At 66.2% G+C, this 20,342-nt stretch carries 21 protein-coding genes; 15 read left to right on the top strand and 6 right to left on the bottom strand.

The features are described from left to right. Positions 1–54 precede the first annotated feature (54 nt). Together msrA and QX108_RS17115 are read left to right on the top strand one after the other, a co-directional pair. The gene (msrA, locus tag QX108_RS17120) at positions 55–711 is read left to right on the top strand and encodes a peptide-methionine (S)-S-oxide reductase MsrA (protein WP_172110520.1); all 657 of its coding nucleotides are present in this window, start codon (positions 55–57) and stop codon (positions 709–711) included. Positions 712–907: 196 nt separating this feature from the next. Then, a complete protein-coding gene (locus tag QX108_RS17115; RefSeq protein WP_315722937.1) occupies positions 908–1,624 on the top strand; it encodes a polysaccharide biosynthesis/export family protein in 717 nt (238 codons plus the stop codon). Positions 1,625–1,765: 141 nt separating this feature from the next. On the opposite strand, the gene QX108_RS17110 is transcribed toward QX108_RS17115, so the two are convergent. Then, the gene (locus QX108_RS17110; protein ID WP_315722935.1) at positions 1,766–2,437 is read right to left on the bottom strand and encodes a dienelactone hydrolase family protein; all 672 of its coding nucleotides are present in this window, start codon (positions 2,435–2,437) and stop codon (positions 1,766–1,768) included. Between the two features lie 33 nt (positions 2,438–2,470). Further along, the gene (locus tag QX108_RS17105) at positions 2,471–2,827 is read right to left on the bottom strand and encodes a hypothetical protein (RefSeq protein WP_315780807.1); all 357 of its coding nucleotides are present in this window, start codon (positions 2,825–2,827) and stop codon (positions 2,471–2,473) included. 274 nt (positions 2,828–3,101) lie between these two features. On the opposite strand from QX108_RS17105, the gene QX108_RS17100 reads away from it, so the two are divergent. The 3 genes from QX108_RS17100 (at position 3,102) to QX108_RS17090 (ending at position 7,209) form a co-directional block, all read left to right on the top strand. Continuing rightward, positions 3,102–3,590 carry a (2Fe-2S)-binding protein gene (locus tag QX108_RS17100; RefSeq protein WP_315722930.1) on the top strand — a complete coding sequence of 163 codons (489 nt, stop codon included), beginning with the start codon at positions 3,102–3,104 and terminating at the stop codon, positions 3,588–3,590. Continuing rightward, entirely contained in the window at positions 3,587–5,881 is a 2,295-nt protein-coding gene (locus tag QX108_RS17095) for a xanthine dehydrogenase family protein molybdopterin-binding subunit (protein WP_315780805.1), read from the top strand. The genes QX108_RS17100 and QX108_RS17095 overlap by 4 nt, the downstream gene beginning before the upstream one ends. Before the next feature lie 218 nt (positions 5,882–6,099). Next, entirely contained in the window at positions 6,100–7,209 is a 1,110-nt protein-coding gene (locus QX108_RS17090; RefSeq protein ID WP_315722926.1) for an HD-GYP domain-containing protein, read from the top strand. A 21-nt stretch (positions 7,210–7,230) separates the two neighbouring features. Here QX108_RS17090 and QX108_RS17085 read toward each other — a convergent pair whose 3' ends face one another. Then, positions 7,231–8,805 (bottom strand): AMP-binding protein, encoded by a 1,575-nt coding sequence (locus QX108_RS17085; protein WP_315780802.1) that lies wholly within the window; start codon positions 8,803–8,805, stop codon positions 7,231–7,233. Positions 8,806–8,962: 157 nt separating this feature from the next. On the opposite strand from QX108_RS17085, the gene QX108_RS17080 reads away from it, so the two are divergent. Together QX108_RS17080 and QX108_RS17075 are read left to right on the top strand one after the other, a co-directional pair. Next, complete coding sequence (locus QX108_RS17080; RefSeq protein ID WP_315780800.1) at positions 8,963–9,787, top strand: RnfABCDGE type electron transport complex subunit D; 825 nt, start codon at positions 8,963–8,965, stop codon at positions 9,785–9,787. Beyond that, entirely contained in the window at positions 9,784–11,112 is a 1,329-nt protein-coding gene (locus QX108_RS17075) for a DUF2330 domain-containing protein (RefSeq protein WP_315780797.1), read from the top strand. The genes QX108_RS17080 and QX108_RS17075 overlap by 4 nt, the downstream gene beginning before the upstream one ends. 20 nt (positions 11,113–11,132) lie before the next feature. On the opposite strand, the gene QX108_RS17070 is transcribed toward QX108_RS17075, so the two are convergent. Next, positions 11,133–11,543 (bottom strand): VOC family protein, encoded by a 411-nt coding sequence (locus QX108_RS17070; protein WP_315722918.1) that lies wholly within the window; start codon positions 11,541–11,543, stop codon positions 11,133–11,135. Between the two features lie 124 nt (positions 11,544–11,667). Here QX108_RS17070 and QX108_RS17065 point away from each other — a divergent pair, with 124 nt between their 5' ends. The 6 genes from QX108_RS17065 (at position 11,668) to QX108_RS17040 (ending at position 16,995) form a co-directional block, all read left to right on the top strand. Beyond that, a complete protein-coding gene (locus QX108_RS17065) occupies positions 11,668–12,642 on the top strand; it encodes a tripartite tricarboxylate transporter substrate binding protein (RefSeq protein ID WP_315780795.1) in 975 nt (324 codons plus the stop codon). Between the two features lie 144 nt (positions 12,643–12,786). Continuing rightward, positions 12,787–13,086: a DUF3551 domain-containing protein gene (locus QX108_RS17060; RefSeq protein ID WP_315780793.1), complete on the top strand. Its 300-nt coding sequence runs from the start codon at positions 12,787–12,789 to the stop codon at positions 13,084–13,086. Between the two features lie 128 nt (positions 13,087–13,214). Further along, entirely contained in the window at positions 13,215–13,832 is a 618-nt protein-coding gene (locus QX108_RS17055; RefSeq protein WP_315722912.1) for a hypothetical protein, read from the top strand. Next, positions 13,819–14,199, top strand: coding sequence for a winged helix-turn-helix domain-containing protein (locus QX108_RS17050; RefSeq protein ID WP_172110506.1), 381 nt, complete (start codon positions 13,819–13,821; stop codon positions 14,197–14,199). The genes QX108_RS17055 and QX108_RS17050 overlap by 14 nt, the downstream gene beginning before the upstream one ends. 36 nt (positions 14,200–14,235) lie before the next feature. Continuing rightward, positions 14,236–14,979 carry a di-trans,poly-cis-decaprenylcistransferase gene (locus QX108_RS17045; RefSeq protein ID WP_315722909.1) on the top strand — a complete coding sequence of 248 codons (744 nt, stop codon included), beginning with the start codon at positions 14,236–14,238 and terminating at the stop codon, positions 14,977–14,979. Between the two features lie 69 nt (positions 14,980–15,048). Beyond that, a complete protein-coding gene (locus tag QX108_RS17040) occupies positions 15,049–16,995 on the top strand; it encodes a tetratricopeptide repeat protein (protein WP_315780790.1) in 1,947 nt (648 codons plus the stop codon). Here QX108_RS17040 and QX108_RS17035 read toward each other — a convergent pair whose 3' ends face one another. Beyond that, a complete protein-coding gene (locus QX108_RS17035; RefSeq protein WP_315780787.1) occupies positions 16,996–18,129 on the bottom strand; it encodes a LuxR family transcriptional regulator in 1,134 nt (377 codons plus the stop codon). It abuts the gene before it with no gap. Positions 18,130–18,451: 322 nt separating this feature from the next. Continuing rightward, a complete protein-coding gene (locus QX108_RS17030; protein ID WP_315780785.1) occupies positions 18,452–18,874 on the bottom strand; it encodes a GFA family protein in 423 nt (140 codons plus the stop codon). Between the two features lie 238 nt (positions 18,875–19,112). Here QX108_RS17030 and QX108_RS17025 point away from each other — a divergent pair, with 238 nt between their 5' ends. Then, positions 19,113–20,114, top strand: a complete 1,002-nt coding sequence (locus QX108_RS17025) for an AraC family transcriptional regulator (protein WP_315780783.1) — start codon at positions 19,113–19,115, stop codon at positions 20,112–20,114. 13 nt (positions 20,115–20,127) lie between these two features. Then, positions 20,128–20,340, top strand: coding sequence for a hypothetical protein (locus QX108_RS17020; protein WP_315780781.1), 213 nt, complete (start codon positions 20,128–20,130; stop codon positions 20,338–20,340). The last annotated feature ends 2 nt before the right edge of the window (positions 20,341–20,342 follow it).

Here is a 20,342-nt window from a genome sequence, read left to right as displayed (position 1 = left end):
TCATCGCGCCGCCGGACCGTTCCGGCGGGCGAATGCCATGCCCGGAGACACCCGATGTTCTTCATGCGCAAACCGACTGCCGTGCCGAGCGCCGCCGAGGCGCTGCCCGGCCGCGCCCAGCCGATCCCCACCGCCACCAAGCACTTCGTCAATGGCCGTGCTTTGCTGCCGCCCTATCCCGCAGGTCTCGAGCAGGCCGTGTTCGGCCTCGGCTGCTTCTGGGGGGCGGAGCGCAAGTTCTGGCAGCTCGGCGACGGCATCCACGTCACCGCCGTCGGCTATGCCGGCGGTCATACGCCGAACCCGACCTATGAGGAGGTGTGCTCGGGGTTGACCGCGCATACCGAGGTCGTGCTGGTCGTGTTCGATCCAAAGGCCATGTCTTACGAGCGTCTGCTGAAGACGTTCTGGGAGAGCCACGACCCGACCCAGGGCATGCGCCAGGGCAACGACGTCGGCACGCAATATCGCTCGGCGATCTACACGTTCAGCGATGCGCAGCGCGAGACGGCGGAGGCGTCGAAGGCGGCCTATGAGGCGGCGCTGCGCGCCAAGGGGCTCGGTGCCATCACCACCGAGATCGGTGCGGCGGGACCGTTCTACTTCGCGGAGGACTATCACCAGCAGTATCTGGCCAAGAACCCGGCCGGCTATTGCGGTCTCGGCGGCACCGGCGTCGCCTGTCCGATCGGTGTCGGCGTCAACGCATAGGCGCAACGCTGGCGTTTGCCGCCGGCGCGGCGGCGACGAGCTCGGCTCCCTCTCCCACTTGGTGGGGGAGGGTTTTTTTCTGCGCCGTGGGCGCTGCAGGCGGCGCACTTGCGTACCGCGCGCGCCACACGCGCCAACGGTTTGTTAACCTTAACCGCGCATGACTAGGGTGCATCCTCTTTCAGGGATTGTTCGAGTGCGCGCGTTTTTCCTTCCGGTCATTGCCATCTTCTCCACGGTCCTGCTGTCGGGCTGCATGCACACGGCGTCCCCCGTCGCCGTCGGCCAGCCGCAGAGCGATCTCGATGCCATGGCCTATGGGACACCTTCGACCGGCCCGGTTGCCGCCACCGGGCAGGGCGGAGCGATCCCGGCGCTGCGCAACGCGTTCGCTGCCGCTCCGCGCGTCGGCGCTCATGTGGTGCCCGCCGGCTACGCGCCGGCGCGGACCGACATGGCCTATCATCTCGACGCCGGCGACAAGCTGCGCGTCGTCGTTTACGGCCAGGAGGGGCTCACCAACACCTACGCGATCGATGCGGCCGGATCGATCACGATGCCGCTGATCGGCAGCGTGCCGGCGCGTGGCCGCACCACCGCCGGTCTTGCCGCGGAGATCACCGCCAAGCTGCGCAACGGCTATATCCGCGAGCCGTCGGTGGCGGTCGAGATCGAGGCCTATCGTCCGTTCTTCATCCTCGGCGAGGTGCAGGCGCCCGGCCAATATCCCTACGTGCCCAACATGACGGTGGAGAGCGCCATCGCCATCGCCGGCGGCTTCTCGCCGCGCGCGAGGCGCGACATCGTCACCTTGACGCACACCGATCCCTCGGGTGCTGCCCGCTACGAGGTGCCGCTCGGCACGTCGCTGAAACCCGGTGACACCATCCAGGTCGGCGAGCGCTGGTTCTGATCTTCCGGCTGCTCAGAGAGATCGCTGCGCAACAAGGCAACGCTCCATCCTCCATCATTGCGAGCGCAGCGGGGCAATCCAGGGTCGCGCGTGACGCCTTGGATTGCTTCGTCGCTGCGCTCCTCGCAATGACGGCCTTTCTTAGCTCAGATGCTGCCTGAAGAAATCCAGGCTGCGCGTCCAAGCGAGGTCGGAACTCGGCTTGTCGTAGCTGGCGCGCTCGTCGCAGCCGAAGCCGTGCTGCGCGCCGGGATAGACGAAGATCTCGACGTCGGGGCGCTTGGCCTCGATGGTCTCGACATCGGCAAGGGGGATGCCGGCATCCTTCTCGCCGAAATGCAGCTGGGTCGGCACGGTCGGCTTGTCGTCGGCGAAGCGCACGATGGCGCCGCCATAATAGCCGACCGCCGCCTTCAGTCCGGTGAGCTTGGTTGCGGCTGCATAGGCGATGCTGCCGCCGAGGCAGAAGCCGATGATGCCGACCGGCCCCGCATCCTTCACCGCGTCGATCGCAGCCTGGGTGTCGCGCAGGAAACCCTGCCAATCCGGATTGGCAACGAATTTGCGCGCCACGGCGATTTCATCAGGCGAGTAGCCGGAGGTGAAATTGGGCTCGACGCGGTCGAAGATCGCGGGAGCGATCGCGACGTAGCCTTCCGCAGCGAGACGGTCGCAGACGTTGCGGATGTGATGGTTGACGCCGAAAATCTCCTGGATCACGACCAGCGCGCCCTTGGCCGCTGCCGCCGGATCGGCTCGGTAGGCGCCGAGCTGAAAACCGTCCGATGCCGTCAGCTTGATGTCCTGTCCCACGTTCTGTCCTTCATGATGTCGCGATGCGCGGAGCTACCGCCACATCCAGTTGGTGCCGTAGTCTTCCTTCCATCCCGTCAATCGTCCTTTGCGGAACTTGAGGAACAGGCGATGATGATGCGGGACCAGTCCGCTGCCGCCGAGATTGCGGAAGGCGAGATAGGTCTCGTTGCCGGGCGAGCCGTTCAGATAGATCAGCGGCTGCTCCAGCACGCGCGATGTCTCACCGACATCCATGCCGAAGGCAAGCGGCGACACGTTGGATAACGTCGCTGTGAAAGGCCGGCGGACGACATCGGGCGTCTGCCCGGCGGCGGCCCGGTCCACGGTCGCCACACTCGCCAGCACAGCGGCGGCCACGCACAACGTCATTCGTGCGGATGCTCTCATGGCCTGAACTCTCCTCGTCGCCAACCGCTTGTCGCCAGACCGCGTCGGCGGCGTCTCCGTCTTAGCTTGCCCGGCGTCGCGAGCCCAGCATCGTTCGCGCTGCACAATGCAAATTGCCGTTTCATTTCGCAAGCCGATGTTCAAATCCCGTTGCGTCACCGTGGCAACGCGATCATTCTTATGATGGCTGGCATCTCACCGGTGGGTCCCAGCGAATCGATAAATCCGAACTTCGCCGTAAGCGAAGTCGACATGCCGGGCGGGGAAGAAACCAATGCCCAATCTCACCATCAACGGGCGGACCATGTCCGTCGACGCGGCGAACGACACGCCGCTGCTATGGGTCATCCGCGAGCAGTTGCAGATGACCGGCACCAAGTTCGGCTGCGGCGCGGGGCTGTGCGGCGCCTGCACCGTGCACGTCAACGGCGAGGCGGTGCGCTCGTGCCAGACCATGGTCGGCGACGTCGCGGGGAAGAAGATCACCACCATCGAGGGCCTGTCGCAGAAGGGCGATCATCCGTTGCAGAAGGCCTGGATCGCCGAACAGGTGCCGCAATGCGGCTACTGCCAGTCCGGCCAGATCATGCAGGCGGCCTCGCTGCTCGCCAAGACGACGAGCCCGACCAAGGAGGAGATCACGGCGCATATGGACGGCAATCTCTGCCGCTGCATGACCTATTCGCGAATCCAGAAGGCGATCCAGCGCGCCGCATCCGAGATGCGCACCGCGTCGAACGGCAGCGACCGGAGGGCGACATGAACCAGCACGTGAAAGCAGCGCCCACCATGGCCCCAGAGATGGTCACCGATCTCAGCCGCCGTTCCTTCCTGGTCGGCACCGCCGCCACCGGCCTCGTGCTCGGCTATGCGGGCCTTCCCGATGCCGCGCTCGCCGCGACGGCGCCGGCGAGCTTCGAGCCGAGCGTGTGGTACTCCATCGCGCCGGACGGCGTGGTCACCGTGACCTGCGGCAAGGCCGACATGGGGCAGCACATTGCGTCCACGATGGCGCAGATCGTGTGCGAGGAGCTCGGTGCGGCCTGGAAGGACATGCGCGTCCAGCTCGCCTCCAACGATCCGAAGTTCAACGATCCCGTGCTCGGCGCGCAGATCACCGGCGGCAGCTGGAGCACGATGATGAACTTCGACGCCATGAGCCGCGCCGGCGCCGCGGGGCGCATCGCGCTCACCGAGGCCGCTGCGTCAGTGATGGGCGTGCCGGCGAAGGAGCTCGTCGTGCGCGACGGCGTCGTGATGCATTCGAAGTCGAAGAAGCAGATGAGCTATGCCGAGATCGTCAAGAGCGGCAAGATCACCAAGAGCTTCACGCCGGACGAGTTGAAGGCGATCACGCTGAAGACGCCCGATCAGTACACCATGATCGGTGTGTCGGTGCCGCAGCTCGACATTCCGTCGAAGACCAACGGCACGGCGAAATACGGCATCGATACGATGCTGCCGGGCATGGTCTACGGCAAGGTGGTGACCCCGCCGGTGCGCTTCGGCGCCACCGTCAAGTCGGTCGACGACTCCGAGGCGAAGAAGGTCCCGGGCTTCATCAAGGCGGTCGTGCTCGACGACAAGACCGGCTCGACCTCGGGCTGGGTGGTCGCGGTCGCCTCGACCTTCGCCAACGCCAAGAAGGCGGCGGATGCGCTCAAGATCAGCTATGACAAGGGCCCCTACGCCAATGTCAGCACCGACACCATCCTCACCGAGGCGATGCGGCTGCAGGCGCAGGACGATTCCGGGCAGTTCTTCGTCAAGGACGGCGATCCCGTCGCGGCGCTGTCGGGTGCAGCGAAAGTGCTGGAGGCGGAGTACACTACCAGCATCAACATCCACGCGCCGATGGAGCCGATGAACGCGACCGCCGAGTTCAAGGGCGACATCCTGCACATCTACTCCGGCAATCAGTTCGCGACCCGCTCCGGCGCGATCGCGGCGGGCGCCGCCGGGATCGATCCGAAATACGTCGTGATGCACCAGGCCTGGCTCGGCGGCGGCTTCGGCCGCAGGCTCGATGCCGACATGATGGTGCCGGCGGTGCAGGCGGCGAAGGCGGTCGGCAAGCCGGTCAAGGTGATCTACTCCCGCGAGAACGACATGACGATGGACTACTCGCGGCCGCTCACCTACCAGAAGGTCAAGGCGGGGCTCGACAGCAATGGCAAGCTCATCGCGCTGAGCCATGACGTCGTCTCGGCCTGGCCGACGGCGCGCTGGGGCATTCCCGACTTCCTGTCGCCCTCGGTCGACAAGAAGGGCCCGCTCGACTCCTTCACGGTCAACGGTGCCGACTTCTTCTACACCGTGCCCAACCACCATGTGCGCGCGATCAAGAACGAGCTCGCGCACAATGCGACGCCGTCCGGGCAGCTGCGCTCGGTGGCGCCGGGTTGGACGTTCTGGGCGGTCGAGAGCATGATCGACGAGATCGCGGCGGCGGCCGGTCAGGATCCGGCGCAGTTCCGCATCTCCATGCTCGACGGCAAGGGCAAGAACGACGGCGGCGCGCAGCGGCTGCGCAACACGCTGCTGGCGGCGATGGGTCTGTCCGGCTACGGCGCGAAGAAGCTGCCGAAGGGCGAGGGCATGGGCGTGGCCTGCGTGTCGTCACAGGAGCGGGCGACCGCGAGCTGGACGGCCTGCGTCGCCCATGTCGCCGTCGCCGACAATGGCGCGGTCACGGTGAAGAAGCTCACCGTGGCGACCGACGTCGGCACGCAAGTGCATCCCGACAACATCCGTGCCCAGGTCGAGGGCGCGGCGCTGTGGGGCCTGTCGCTGGCGATGTACGAGAAGGCGACGTTGAAGGATGGCGGCATCGAGCAGACCAACTTCGACAGCTACACGCCGCTGCGGATGAGCCAGGTGCCGGAGGTCGCGATCGCAGTCATCGCCAATGGCGAGAAGGCGACCGGCGTCGGCGAGCCCGCGGTGACGGTGGTCGCGCCGGCGCTCGGCAACGCCATCTACAACGCCTGCGGCGCGCGGCTGCGCGCGCTGCCGATCACCGCCGCAGCGGTCAAGGCGGCGATGAAGGCGTAGCGTCGTCGCCGGACCGGTCGCAGTATCTGGAAACCGCCGGGGCACGTCTCCGGCGGTTCTTTTTTGGCGATGCGATCGGGCGCGGCGCGGCACAATTTGAGCGTTCCTCTTAACGCTTCGCACACCTGAAACGATACAGCTTGAATGATCGGCTTAAGCCGCGACGAACCCGTATCCCGGTAACTTGCAAGGGCAGCAAACCGCAGGGGCGAGCACGTATGAGCGCGACAGCCAAGCAGACCGTGACCCAGACCGCGACCAGGCGCCATCTCCTGCTCGCGTCCGATCGCGGCGATCAGAGCAGCGAGCTGGCGCGCATCCTGCGCTCGGTCGGCGACGTCGACCTGATGCCGACCACCGAAATTCCCGAGAACCCCGGCAACCGCTTCTCCGGCGTCATCGTCGACATCAACCTGCGCTCGCCGGAGAGCGTGCAGCGGGTGCGCAAGAAGCTGTCATCGCGCGCCTATAGCGAGGTGCCTCGCCTGTTCGTGCTCGCCGAGGCGTTGCACCACGCCACCATGCAGGCGTGGGCGCTCGGCGCCACCGACACGATCGCGCGTCCGTTCAGCCCGGCGGACGTGCTTCAGCGCATCCGCTCGGCGCTTCCCGCCGACGACGGCTATGACGAGACCGATCGCGGCAAGCTGCTCAATCGTGGCATCGAGGCGGCCCAGGCCGTCATGGTCAAGATCTTCGAGAAGCTGCCCACGGGTGCCCATCTGACGATGGAGGACATCGTCGCGGCCGAGAACAAGATCCTGAAGGCGATCAAGCACTCTTCGCTGCGCGAGTGGATGACGGTGGTCGGCTGCCATCACAACGACACCTATCGGCATTGCCTGTTCGTGACCGGCCTCGCCGTCGGCTTCTCGATCCATCTCGGCATGCGCGACGACGACCAGCGCCGGCTGGTCCGTGCTGCGCTGCTGCACGATGTCGGCAAGGCGTTCATTCCGGTCGCGATCCTCGACAAGCAGGGCAAGCTGACCGCCGAGGAGATCGCGCTGCTGCGCCAGCACCCGCGCCGCGGCTATGAGGCGCTGTGGCGGCAGGGCGGCTTCCCGCCGGAGATGCTCGACGTGATCCTGCACCACCACGAGTTCCTCGACGGCTCCGGCTATCCCGACGCGCTGCATAACGAGCAGATCAGCGACATCGTGCGGCTGACGACGATCGTCGACATCTATGCCGCTCTGATCGAGAACCGCGCCTACCGGCCGGCCTTCACCCATGCGCGCGCGTTCCAGATCATGGAGAACATGGGGCCGAAGCTCGACCAGCAGCTGTTGCAGGCGTTCCGCCCGGTCGCCATGGGCGCGCATTAGGACGCGCACCGCAACCCCGGTTCAATCCAGCAGCTTGCGCAGCTCGGCCTTCGCGACCTTTTCCAAGGTCGAGCGCGGCATCTCGTCGACCAGCTTCACCTCGCGCGGCACCTTGAAGTCGGCCAGGCCGGCGCGGCAGGCCGCCAGCACCTTCTCAGGCAATTGCTCGCGCGGCGCGCCAGCCTGCGGGATCACGAACGCCACCGGGACCTCGTCGAGCATCGGGTGCTTCTTGGCGACGACGGCGGTCTCGCGCACGCCGGGGACGGTGATGATCACCTGCTCGATCTCGGACGCCGCGACGTTCTCGCCGCCGACCTTGAGCATGTCCTTGGTGCGGTCGCCGAACTTGATGAAGCCGTTGGCAAGGCGCGTGACGCGGTCGCCGGTGAGGAAGAAGCCATCGGCATCGAAGCTCGTCCGCGTTGCCTCCTCGTTGTAGAGATATTCGGCGAACAGCGACAGGCCGGGCACGCCCTTGATGGCGAGATTGCCGGTGTCGCCGACCCCGGTCGGCCGGCCGTCGTCGTCGGTGATGCGGATGATGTATTCCGGCGCGGCGCGGCCGATCGACATCGGCGTGTTCGGCTGATCGATCTCGCCGACGATGCCGTGGGTGATGGTTTCCGTCATGCCCCACCAGCCGATGATCTTGATGCCGAATTTGGCGAAGACGGGTGGCTCCGATGCGGCGGTGCCCCACAGCCGGAACTTGTGATCCTTCGGTACCTCCTGCTCGAGCAGCGCCTTCATGCAGAACGGAATGGTCGAGGTCCAGGTGCAGCCATGCTCCAGCGCCACCGGCCAGAAGCGGCTGGCCGAGAAGCGCGGCTGGATCACACAGGTGGCGCCGACCCACAGGCTCGCGAGCATCGAATAGGCCAGCGCGTTGGTGTGGAACAGCGGCAGATAGGTCTGATGGACGTCGCTCTGATGCAGGTCCTCGTGAACCGCATTGACCTTGGCGCCCCACAGCGCATTGGCGTGCGTCCATAGCACCGCCTTCGGCCGCGACGTCGTGCCCGACGTGTATTGCACGCTGCACGGCGCGAGCGGATCGATCGCACGCCGTGGCCGGTCGGCGCTGTCGGCAAACAGCGCCTCGAAGCGCTCGCCGACGCCGACCGGTGCCGCCTCAGCCTGTCCCGGATCATGCGAGATCACCGCAAGCCAGCGGATGTCGCGGCAATGCGCTGCGATCATCTCGGCATAAGACGGCTGGGTGATCGCGGCCAACGCGCGGCAGTGCCCGGCGAAGTAGTTCATCTCGGCCGCAGCCGAGCGCGTGTTGGTGGTGACCGCCAGCGCGCCGAGCTCGACGCAGGCGAACCAGCCCAGCATGGCCTCGACGCAATTGTCGAGATGGATCAGCACTGCGTCGCCCGGCTTGATGCCGCGCCTGACGAGGCCTGCGGCGAGCGCGCCGACCCGGTCGTGGAATTCGCCATAGGTCCAGCGACGCGCGGGCGCATCGAACGGAGCCCAGATCAGGAAGGGATGATCGCGACGGGTTTCGCTGCGCAGCTTCAAGAGCCAGGGCACGTCCATGCCGTCGAAGGGCGTCACAGTGCCGGGTGCGATCGTCATTGCGTTCATCTTGGCTCCGCTGTTCTTGTCCGCGGCCCGTCCCGGCCGCTTTCTCCCGATGTTGCTCCACCTTTTGCCATCCGGCGGCGTCGCGATCAAATCCGGATTGAACCGCTCTCCGTCCGGGCGCGACCAATGGCGCGGCAAAACTTGTCCGGAGGTTCGCATGCAGGCCCTGGCACGACCACGGCGGCTGCCCGATGCCCGCTATTTCCAGATCGCGGCATTGACCACGCTGCTGGTGATCAATTTCGCATTGATCGATTTCGGCGCGCGACCTGCGGCCAGCGTCATCGCGATCGCGACTGCGCTGCTGACGCAGCTGATCGGCTGTCGTCTCTCCGGTCTGCCGCTCGACCTGAAGTCGCCTTTGATCACCGGCCTGTCGCTCAGCCTGCTGTTGCGCGCGGATGCGCTGTGGCTGCATGCGGCCGCGGCCGTCATCGCCATCGGCTCGAAATTCGTGCTGCGCATCGACGGCAAGCACGTCTTCAATCCGGCGGGCCTTGCGATCGTGGTGCTGCTGTTCAGCTCCAGCGGCGTGTGGATCTCGCCCGGCCAATGGGGCACCGAGATCTGGTTCGCGAGCCTCGCCGGCCTGTTTGCCGTTCTCGTTCTCAGTGCTTCCCACCGGGTGGATATCGCGATCTACTTTCTGGCGTCGCATGCCGCGCTGCTGCTGTTGCGAGCGACTTGGCTCGGCGATCCCCTGGTCATTCCGCTGCATCAGCTGCAGAGCGGCTCGCTGCTCATCTTCACGTTTTTCATGATATCCGACCCGCGCACGACGCCTGATTCCCACGCCGGACGGCTGCTGTTCGCGGCGGCGGTCGCGGTAACCGCGCATTACCTCGCCTTCGTCCTGCAGATGCGGCCCGCGCTCTATGTCGCCTTGATCGCGCTGTCGCCGCTGACGCTGGTGCTCGACCGGCTGATTCCCGCTGCCCGCTTTTCCTGGCGTCCGTCTGTTCCCAAGGGAGTGTCGACATGACCCTGCGTACCAGCAAACTCTTCCGCACCAGCGTGGCAGCTGCTGCGATCCTCGCCCATGCGGCGACCGCGCCGGCCCATGCGTTCTGCGGCTTCTATGTCGCGCAGGCCGACGCCAAGCTGTTCAACCAATCCTCGAAGGTGGTGCTGGCGCGTGACGGCCAGCAGACCGCGATCACCATGGCCAGCGATTTCGAGGGCGACGTGAAGGAGTTCGCGGTCGTCGTTCCCGTGCCGACCTTTATCGAGCGCAAGCAGATCGGCGTGGTCGAGCCGAAGACGATCGACCATCTCGACAAATACACCGCGCCGCGGCTGGTGGAGTATCACGATGCGGATCCGTGCGCGCCGGTCATGGTTGCGGCGCGGGCGATGCCGACGGCGCCGATGATGGCGGGAGCGGTCCAAGAGATGGCCCGGCGGGATTACGGCGTCACCATCGAGGCCAGCTACGACGTCGCCGAATACGACGTGCTGATCCTGTCGGCGCAGGAGAGCGACGGCCTGACGCGCTGGCTGACCGACAACCACTATCGCATTCCGCAAGGTGCGGAAGCCGTGCTCGGCAGCTACATCAAGCAGGGCATGCGGTTCTTCGTCGCCAAGGTCAATGTCGAGCGCATGAAGGGGCTGGGCAACGGACAGCTGCGGCCGCTGCAGGTGCGCTATCAGAGCGCCAAGTTCATGGTCCCGCTGCGGCTCGGCACGGTCAACGCCCGGGGACCGCAGGACCTGATCATCTTCGCGCTGACCAGGAGCGGCCGCATCGAGGCCACCAACTATCGCACCGTGAAGATCCCCTCCGACATCGACGTGCCGCTGTATGTGAAGAACGAGTTCGGTCCGTTCTACAAGGCGCTGTTCGAGCGCGCCGTGGCGCGCGAGAACATGCAGGCGGTGTTCGTCGAATATGCCTGGGACCTGGCCTGGTGCGATCCCTGCGCCGCCGATCCGATGAGCAACAAGGAAGTGGTCGAGCTCGGCGCGCGCTGGATCGGAGGCGACGGCGACGTTGCGTTCCGTGCGAACCGGCGCGGCGGCGGCTCTGACGCTTACGTCACCCGGCTGCACGTACGCTATGACGCCAAGTCCTTTCCCGAGGATATCGTCTTCGTCGAGACCAAGGACCGCGCCAATTTCCAGGGCCGCTATGTGCAGCACCATCCCTGGCGCGGCGAGGCGACGTGCGAGGCGGCCAACGCCTACCGGGACGGGCTCACCGCGCGCTTCGCCAAGGAGGCCGACAATGTCGCGTCCCTCACCGGCTGGCCGCGCGGCGACATCGTCGAGAAGATGGCACGGAGCGGCGAGACGCTCGCGAAATAGCCACCGTCGTTCGCGGGGGCTCAGTCCTGGTACGACGAGATCTCGATCAGGCTGCCGTCCGGGTCGCGGCAATACACCGAGCGCAGGGTGCCGCGGGCTCCCTGCTTGGCGACCGGGCCTTCCTCGATCGCGACGCCGAGCGCCTGCAGATGCGCCACGACCTCGTCCGGGCTGCTCGTGGTCAGGAAGCAGAGGTCGTCGCTTCCCGCCATCACATGGTCGGCCGTGAACCAGTCGACCTTGTCCGCGTCCTTCGGTCGCACGTTGATCTTCTGGTTCCCGAACAGCAGAGACGTTCGCTTCGTTCGTCCCATGCCGGGGTCCGACACCTGCAACGTCATGCCCAGGACTTTCTGGTACCAGGCGGTCGTGCGCTCCACGTCGGCGACATTGATGACGAGATGATCGAGCGCATCGATCTTGACCGGCATGGGCTCTTCCTTTCCTGGTAGAGTGTCCGATGAAACGTCGAACTCGCCGCAACCGCGGCATTCTGCTATGATCCGGGTCGGCGGTTCGTTAACGAACGCTCAACGACAATATCCGAGGAAACGTATGATTTCACGCCGTGCCGCGCTTGGTCTTCTCGCCTCCGCCGTTCCGTCCATCGCCGCCATTCGTTCTGCATCTGCGGCGGACTACCCGGCCCGCCCAGTCCGTTTCGTGGTGGGCTATCCTCCGGGCGGTGCAACCGACATCCTGGCGCGGCTGATCGGTCAGCGTCTGTCCGAGACGTTCGGACAGCAGTTCGTGGTCGAGAACAAGCCGGGCGCCGGCAACAACATCGCAACCGAGTCGGTCGTGAATGCAACCGCCGACGGCTACACGCTGCTGCTGGTCAACCCGGCGAACTACATCAATGCCAGTCTCTATACCAACCTCAAGTTCACCTTCGTGCGCGACATCGCGCCGGTCGCCTCGTTCAATCGCGTGCCGAACGTGATGACCGTCAACAGCGACATCAAGGCCAAGAACGTGGCCGAGTTCATCGCCTATCTGAAGGAAAATCCGGGCAAGGTGAACATGGCCTCGTCCGGCAACGGCACCTCGGTGCATCTGTCGGGCGAGATGTTCATGGCCATGACCGGCACCAAGATGCAGCATGTGCCGTATCGCGGCGCTGCCCCCGCCATCACCGACATGCTGGGCGGCCAGGTCCAGGTCATCTTCGACAATATGCCCTCGATCATTCAGCACATCCGCTCGGGCTCGCTGCGCGCGCTCGGCGTCACCACCCAGGAGCGCTCGGCGCTCTTGCCCGACGTGCAGGCCATCGCCGACACCGTGCCGGGCTATGAGGCGAGCGCGCTGTTCGGCGTCGGAGCGCCGAAGAACACGCCGAAGGAGATCGTCGAGAAGCTGAACAAGCAGATCAACGTGATCCTTGCCGAGCCCGACATCAAGAAGCGCCTGGTCGATCTCGGCGGCGATCCGTTGATCCAGACGCCGGAGCAGTTCGGCGCCCAGGTGGCTGCCGAGACCGACAAGTGGAAGAAGGTCGTCGAGTTCGCCGGCCTGAAGCTGGATTGACCCGCGGCTGCGGCTGTTCCCAACGGTGATGACGTGCCTTGGCTGCGACACGTCATCGCCAAGCTTGGTGATCCACTCCGCCAGTTCGTCGTTATTTAACCATGTCAGTGTGATGCAATCTTCCCGCCAGAAGAGGAACAGATCATGCGCAAGGTGATGATGATGGCGGCCGGCCTCGTCGGCGTCGCATTCGTCGTCGGCGGCGACGTCACGCCCGCCGCGGCCGGAGGCTACGACTATCCCTGGTGTGTGCAGGGCAGGGGCGTCGGCTACCCCGGCGACTGCTCCTATCAGACCTTCGAGCAATGCCGGGCCAGCGCCTCCGGGCGCAACGCCGGTTGCGGCATCAACCCCCGCGTGGCGTTCAATTCGGATCGTCGCGGGCCCTCCGTCTATGTCGACATGCCGCCGCCGCGGCGGGTGCACCGCTACAATCCCTACTGAGCGTGGCTGAAACTCCCTCGTCTGCGGCCGCGAGGCATCCCTCAGCCGCGTGAGGCTTGCGCTGACTTTGCGAGCGTGTATACTTTGTATCGCAAAGTTAACGCGCCTCATGCGGCGCCGGGTGAGACATGCGCGACCTCGACAAGGCGCTCGCCGACATCATCGCGATCCGCAGCCAGCTCGCGGCTGGCACGGCTTTTCGCGGCTATGGTCCGGCGACGATGGCCGCGACCGCCGCGGTCGCGCTTGCGACCGCCTCGATCCAGCAGATCGTGCTGCGCGACCCCACGGCGGAGCCGCTGGCCTTCCTGCTCGGCTGGGCGGCCGCGGCCTGCGTGTCGCTGACGATGATCTGGATCGAGATGCGGGCGCGCTCGCGCCGGCATCATTCCGGTCTCGCCGACGCGATGATCCATCAGGCGGTCGAGCAGTTTCTCCCCGCGGGAATCGCCGGCGTACTGCTGGCGGTGCTGCTGTGGAAGTTCGCGCCGGAAGCGCTGTGGATGCTCCCCGGCCTGTGGCAGATCCTGACGTCGCTCGGCGTGTTCGCCTCGGTGCGCTCGCTGCCCCGGACGGTCGCGCTGGCTGGTGCGTTCTACTTCCTGGCCGGGTTCGCGGTGCTGCTGCTCGGCAGCGTCACTCATTCGTTGTCGCCTTGGACCATGGGCCTGCCCTTCGCGGTCGGTCAGGCGCTGATGGCAGGCATTCTGTATTTTGCCACCGGAGACTCCGATGTCGAAGACTGACGGCAGTGCGCCGTTTTCCTATGACGGGCTCGACCGTGTCATCCACGAGAAGGCGCGACTCGGCCTGCTCACCTCGCTGATGGCGCATCCAAAAGGCCTCGCCTTTGCCGACCTCAAACAACTCTGCGGCCTGACCGACGGCAATCTCTCGCGTCATCTGCAGGTGCTGCAGGAGGCCGGCCTGGTGGAGGTCAGCAAGGGCTACGAGGGCAATCGGCCGCACACCACCTGCCGGCTGACCAAGGCCGGACGCCGCCGGTTCCTGGACTATCTCGCCGTGCTCGAACGTCTGGTCCGCGACGCAGCCGCGGCGGCCGGCAAGGAGCACGCGCCATCCTCGGTCGGCTTCATGCCGGGCCGCGCCTGAACATCTCACTGCATTTTTTTGACCTGGAGCTTTGCAATGCAAAGTAGTCTGCAACCTACATCGCCTGCTCCGGTGGACGGTCTGCATGTCGGCATCATCATGGATGGCAACGGCCGCTGGGCGACACGCCAGGGCCTGTCGCGGCTGCGCGGCCATGAGGCGGGCGTCGAGGCGATCCGCCGCGTGGTCGAGGCCGCCCCCGACCAGGGGGTCGGCACGCTGACGCTGTATGCCTTTTCCAGCGACAACTGGCGGCGCCCCCGCGCCGAGGTCGCCGCCTTGATGGCGCTGCTGCGGGTCTATCTCGCCAGCGAGGTGGACTCACTCGCTCGCAATGGCGTCCGTCTCACCGTGATCGGCCGCCGCGACCGCCTCCCGGGCGGCATCGCCGATGCGATCGGCCGCGCCGAAGCGGCAACGCAGAGCGGTCGGACTCTGCATCTGCGCATCGCCGTCGACTACTCCGCCCGTGATGCGATCCTCAATGCCGCGGCCAAGGCGCGCGACGCCGGCGGGCTCACGCGCGAAGCGTTCTCCGACCTCGTGACGGGAGAGGCGGGCCTGCGCGACGTCGACCTGATCATCCGCACCTCCGGCGAGCAGCGGCTGTCCGACTTCCTGCTCTGGGAGGGCGCCTATGCCGAGCTGCATTTCACGCAGCGCATGTGGCCCGACTTCGATGCCGGCGACCTCGCGCAGGCGCTGGCCTCGTTCCGCGGCCGGGAGCGCCGCTTCGGCGGCCTTGACGCGGTGCCGCTGGCGCCCGCACCGGTTTCCTGAGGCCCGCACAATCTTTCCGCGCATCGGGGAATCATCTACCGCTGGCAGCACGAGCGCAGAGATCCCGCGATGAAGCACAAGCCGCGCCGGCCCGCCGGCACATCTCCGGGCAAACCCGGATCGTCGCGCCATGGCGATACCGCCGATGCGCTGTGTGCCGCGGCGTTGCGGCTGCTGCGGGCAGGCCAGCTGACGCAGGCCGAGGACGCCTGCCGCCGCGCGCTGACATTGGATGCGGCTTCGATCGATGCGCTTCATGCGATGGGACAGGTCTGCCTCGCGCTCAAGCGTGCCGATGACGCCATCGCGTGGTTCGCCCGTGCGATCCGGCAGAACATCTCCGCGTCGCCTTCGTTCGTTGGCCTCGCGCAGGCGCTGCGGCTCGGCGGCCGCCTCGACGAAGCCATCAAGGCCTATGATCGCGCCCTGCAGCTGCAGCCAGATGCAATCGAGAGCTGGGACGCCCTCGGCGAGCTGCTGCAGCTGACGGGCCGCCATGCCGAGGCGGCGCTGGCCTGTGATCGCCTGCTGCAGCTCGCGCCTGATCGCGTCGCGACGTGGTTCCGCCTCGGCGAAGTGCTGGAAGCCCAGGGCCGCCGCGACGAGGCGGCGCTGGCGTTCGAGAAGGTGCTCGAGCTGACACCCGATCATGTCGATGCGGCGAACAGAGCCGGCGCCGTCCATTTCGATGCAGGACGCTACGGCGAGGCGATCGCGCGTTTCGATCAGTCGCTTGCCGCGCGGCCCGATCAGCCTGGCGCTCTCTGCCTCAAGGGCATCTCGCTGCGACGGCTGCGCCGCTATGACGAAGCGCATGCGAGCGGCCAGCGCGCGCACGCATTGTCGCCGGCCGATCCCGACATTGCCAACAGCTATGGCTGCATCCTGCAGAATCTCGGCCGTCACGACCAGGCCGTCGCCGCATTCGACAAGGCGATCGCGATCCGGCCGCAGGTCGCGGACTTTCACAATCATCGCGGCACGTCGCTGGCTGAATTGCACCGCTTCGACGAGGCCTTCGCCAGCTTCGAGCGCGCCGTCGCGCTGAAGCCGGACCTTGCCGACGCGCATTGGAACGCGGCGCTATTCCGGTTGCTGACCGGCGACTTTGCGCGGGGCTGGGCGGCGCGTGAATGGGGGCGCAAATGTCGCGCCGTCGGCTTCGTGGAGCGCAGCTTCGACGTGCCGATGTGGCTCGCCGACGCGCCGCTCGCGGGCAAGACGATCCTGCTCCACAGCGACGAGGGACTGGGCGACACGATTCAGTTCGCCCGCTACGCCACGATGGTCGCGGCCGAGGGCGCGCGTGTGGTGCTCGAGGTCGACGGCGTGCTGCAGCCCCTGATGTCCGGCATCAAGGGTGTCGCGCAATGTCTGGCCCGCGGCATCGATGCGCTGCCGGTCATCGAATATCACTGTCCGCTGTCGAGCCTGCCCCTCGCCTTCGCGACCCGCCTCGACACCATCCCTGCTGCGCCGTCCTACCTGCCGCGCCCACCGGCGGAGCGCTGCGCGCTGTGGGAGCAGCGGCTCGGGCCGCACGATCGGATGCGCGTCGGGCTGGTCTGGTCCGGCAACCCGATGCATCTCAACGACCACAACCGCTCGATGGCGTTGGCGAGGCTCGCGCCGCTGCTCGCCCTGGATGCGCAGTTCGTCAGCCTGCAGAAGGACCCGCGGCCGGCGGACAAGGCCATGCTCGCCGACCGACGCGACATTCTCGATCTCACCGCTGACATCCGCGACTTCGTCGATACAGCGGCGCTGATCGACAGATTGGACCTGGTCGTGACGGTCGACACCAGCGTCGCGCATCTCGCCGGCGCGCTCGGCAAGCCGACCTGGGTCATGCTCCCCTACACGCCGGACTATCGCTGGCTGCTCGGTCGCGCCGACAGTCCCTGGTATCCGAGCGTGCGGCTGTTTCGTCAGGACGAACGCCGCGACTACGAGACGGTGGTCGCGCGCGTCCACGACGCGTTGGCGCAACAGGTCGCCGCCTTCTCGGCGATCTAGCTAGGGATCGGCATTCAGTAGCCCGACCGATATCTCATGGATGCGCCGCGTCAGCTCGGCGACGCTGCGCCATCCCGTCTTTTCCCGTGTGCGCTTCAGATGCGTATACACCGTCGTGACCTTGATGCCGCGATGCGCGGCATATTCGACCGCCGTCATGCCGGCGCTGAGTGCCCAGGCCAGCTGCGCTTCCGCCTTGGTCAGACCATGGAGATCCTGAAGCAGGTGCGTCGCCGGGCCGTCCCGCATCGGATCACGTACCAGCATCATCACTGCGGCAGCCGGACAATCCGTCCGGCGCCCGGAATGGCGCAAGGCGCGCAGCGATATCGTGCACGGCGGCAGGCCGTCCGGACGAGGAGCCAGGAAGTCACGCGCGGCATCTGCGTCGGTCAGGCCGTCGGCGCCCACCGCCGCGCTGAATGCGCGGGCGAAGCGATTGCGCAGGTCCGCCGAGCCGAAGAGAATGCCGCGACTGTCGATCCGGAACAGCCCGCTGCCCGCCGAGATCGCTTGCAGGCTCGGATTGAGGTAGACGATCTCGCCCTTCGGATCGAGCAGCGCGACGCCGTCCTTCAATACATCGAGCGCGCGCGTGCCGATGTCGTGACCATACGCCGTGACGAGGCTGCCTCGCATTCTATGCGCGCGCTGCAAATGCGGCGTGAGGCGCTGCATCAGCGCAATGTCTGCCTTGGTGACATGTCCGTGCCGCGGCGTTCGTTGCAGCGTCAAGGCGACCATACGCTGCGGCGACCGCTCCAGCACCGCCGAGAGAAAGTAGCGCAAGCCGGCACGCGGCAGAAACTCTGCATAGAACGGATCCCGGTCCATGGCGCTCTCGTCCATGACCTGATAGTCCCAGGACAGCTCGCCTTGTTGCTGCTTCAACGCCGTGGGCAGGCGCGGATTGCGTGGCGCGAAATGGGCGAGGTAGTCGTCGCCCTCGGCCGGAGCGACGCCACTGCTGCGGAACGTCACCGGCTGCCGGACGATAGGGTCTATGACCTCGAAGGTGGCGCTTTCGGCGCCTGTCAGCTCCCGGACGCAATTCAGCGCACCGCCGATGCCGTCGGGTTCCGCGAAGCCTTGATAGATGGCGTCCAGCGCCCGTGAATAGAGCTCGCTCTGCACGATGACCTCGCTGCCATGACCGGGAGAAGGTGCGCCGGCCTGACTTGTCAACCCTGACGCGCGGACGATATTCCCGTTCATGGGTCGCCGCCCAGCGCGCGAGGTTCATCGCGCAGCTTCGGCGCGAAACCGCGCGTTTGGCGGGCGCGCCAGGACTATCAGACGCGAGATGCTGCACAGGGGAGGCTTCGTATCGCTGCAGACGAGTGATGAGGGGCCGGGGCCCGTCGTGCTGTGACGGCTGTCGATGACACCCGACCATGCGACGGGTGGCGCGCCGAGGCCCTGAAGCCCGGGAGCTACAGGGCTCGGCAGCGTCGAGCTACTCCGCGACGGCTTCGCCCGAGCCGCCGAACTCGCGCGGAAAGTCCTTCAGCTTCGGCAGGCCGTCGCGCATCGGCAGCACGGTTTCGGCATAGTTCACGTGCACGGCCGGCTTGAAGTCGAGATCCGGAAGCGTCGCTGCGAATACGTCGACGAGCCCGAGCGGCGGATGATTGGTCATCAGATGACCGCCGCATTTCGCGCAGTACTGCCGCTGGCTCAGCGGCGTCTTCGCAAACATCGCCACGTGCTCGCTGCCTGATGTGATCCTGACCGCGTCCGGCTTCCACAAGCTGAAAGCATTCACGGGCCCGCCCGACCACGACCGGCAGGAGCGGCAGTGACAATAGCCCATCGCTTCCGGTGCTCCAGATACCTCGACTTCAACCGCTCCGCAAAAACATCGTCCAGCAAGTGTCATCATCGTCCTCGTTGGTTGTAGGTCCCAGCGGACGGCATCACTCCTCGACCTTGGCGTCTTGGCCGTCCGCGACGATCGCCAAGGCTGACACGACCACGCGTGATCCAGTTCACATTCGGCAATCCTGCGCTGCGCCACATCCCCTGATGAGAGGACGCCGCCTTCGCGGTGATGGCGCTATCGACTCGGCATCGAAGCGTCATCCCAGGTCTCAGTTTCAAAGGTTCCGAGTGATCGCATGTCAGACTTCAACCCTCGCATCGTTGAATTCTCGACCGACCACATCCCCGAAGGGGAGCGCGCTGCGTTCTGGCGCGAGCACTACGGTCAGGTCATGCTCCGCGTCGATTTCGAGCCCGCGCCGGATGTCGCATTCAACGCGCGAAATCGGGCGCTGACCTTGCCGGGCCTGCAGCTACTCGATGCCTGGGCTACTCCGGCGCGGATCTCCCGGTCCGGCCGCTATCTCGCCGACGGCGCCGACAACGTCATCCTCGCGATCAACCGCCAGGGCACCGCCTTCGTCGAGGCTGCAGGGCAGACGCGCGAGCTGCCTGAGGGGGAGGCGGCCATCCTCAGCGGCGCCGATGCATGCGCGTTTCATCGTGCGAGCAACGGTCGGTCGTTCACCCTGCTCATGCCGCGAGTCATGATCGAGGCAGCCGACGTCAGCGTCGAGGACGCAGTGATGCGGCAGATGCCGGTCGATCGGGGCGCGCTGCGATTGCTCGACCACTATGCGAGCTGGCTGATGGCGAGCGGCGCCGCGATCGATGGACAGCTGCTCAATCTGTCGGTGCGTCACGTCATGGATCTGCTCGCGCTCTCGATCGGGCCGGCAGCCGATCTGGCCGAGACGATGCGCGCGCGAGGATTGCGTGCAGCACGGTTGAGGCTCGCCAAATCGTTCCTCGTCGCCAACAGCCGGCGCCGCGACCTGTCGGTGGCGGTGGTCGCGGCCAAGCTGAACGTCACGCCGCGTTACGTGCAGCGCCTGTTCGAGATCGACGGCACCACCTTCTCCGCGTTCCTGTCGGGTGTGCGACTGGCACATGCGCATCGCATGCTGTGTGATCCCGCCCATGGCCCGCTGGCGATCGCCAGCATCGCCTACGACGTCGGCTTCGGCGATCTCTCGCACTTCAACCGCTCGTTCCGCCGCCAGTATGGACTGACACCGCGGGAGGTCCGGGGCGATTGCGGCGGCAGCCGTGCGTTGCCGATCGGACGCATGTCCTGAACGGGAGGCGGCCATGACATCCAAGATGATCGCGCTGAGCATTCTCGATGGCATCTTCATCGCGGCCACCGGCTTTCTCCTGCTGGTCATCGCCGGTCTGCCGATCGAGTGGATGCTTGCCCTGCTCGACATGTCGCTGCGCGAATTCCAGGCATTCGCCTTGTTCGTCATCTTCAGCAGCCTGCTGCTGATCCATGCGATCGCGACATCCGATTCCGCGCCGTAAAC

The organism is Bradyrhizobium sp. SZCCHNR1002 (assembly GCF_032381435.1).
Classification (GTDB): Bacteria; Pseudomonadota; Alphaproteobacteria; order Rhizobiales; family Xanthobacteraceae; genus Bradyrhizobium; species Bradyrhizobium aeschynomenes.
This window is presented reverse-complemented; position numbering and strand designations above follow the sequence as displayed.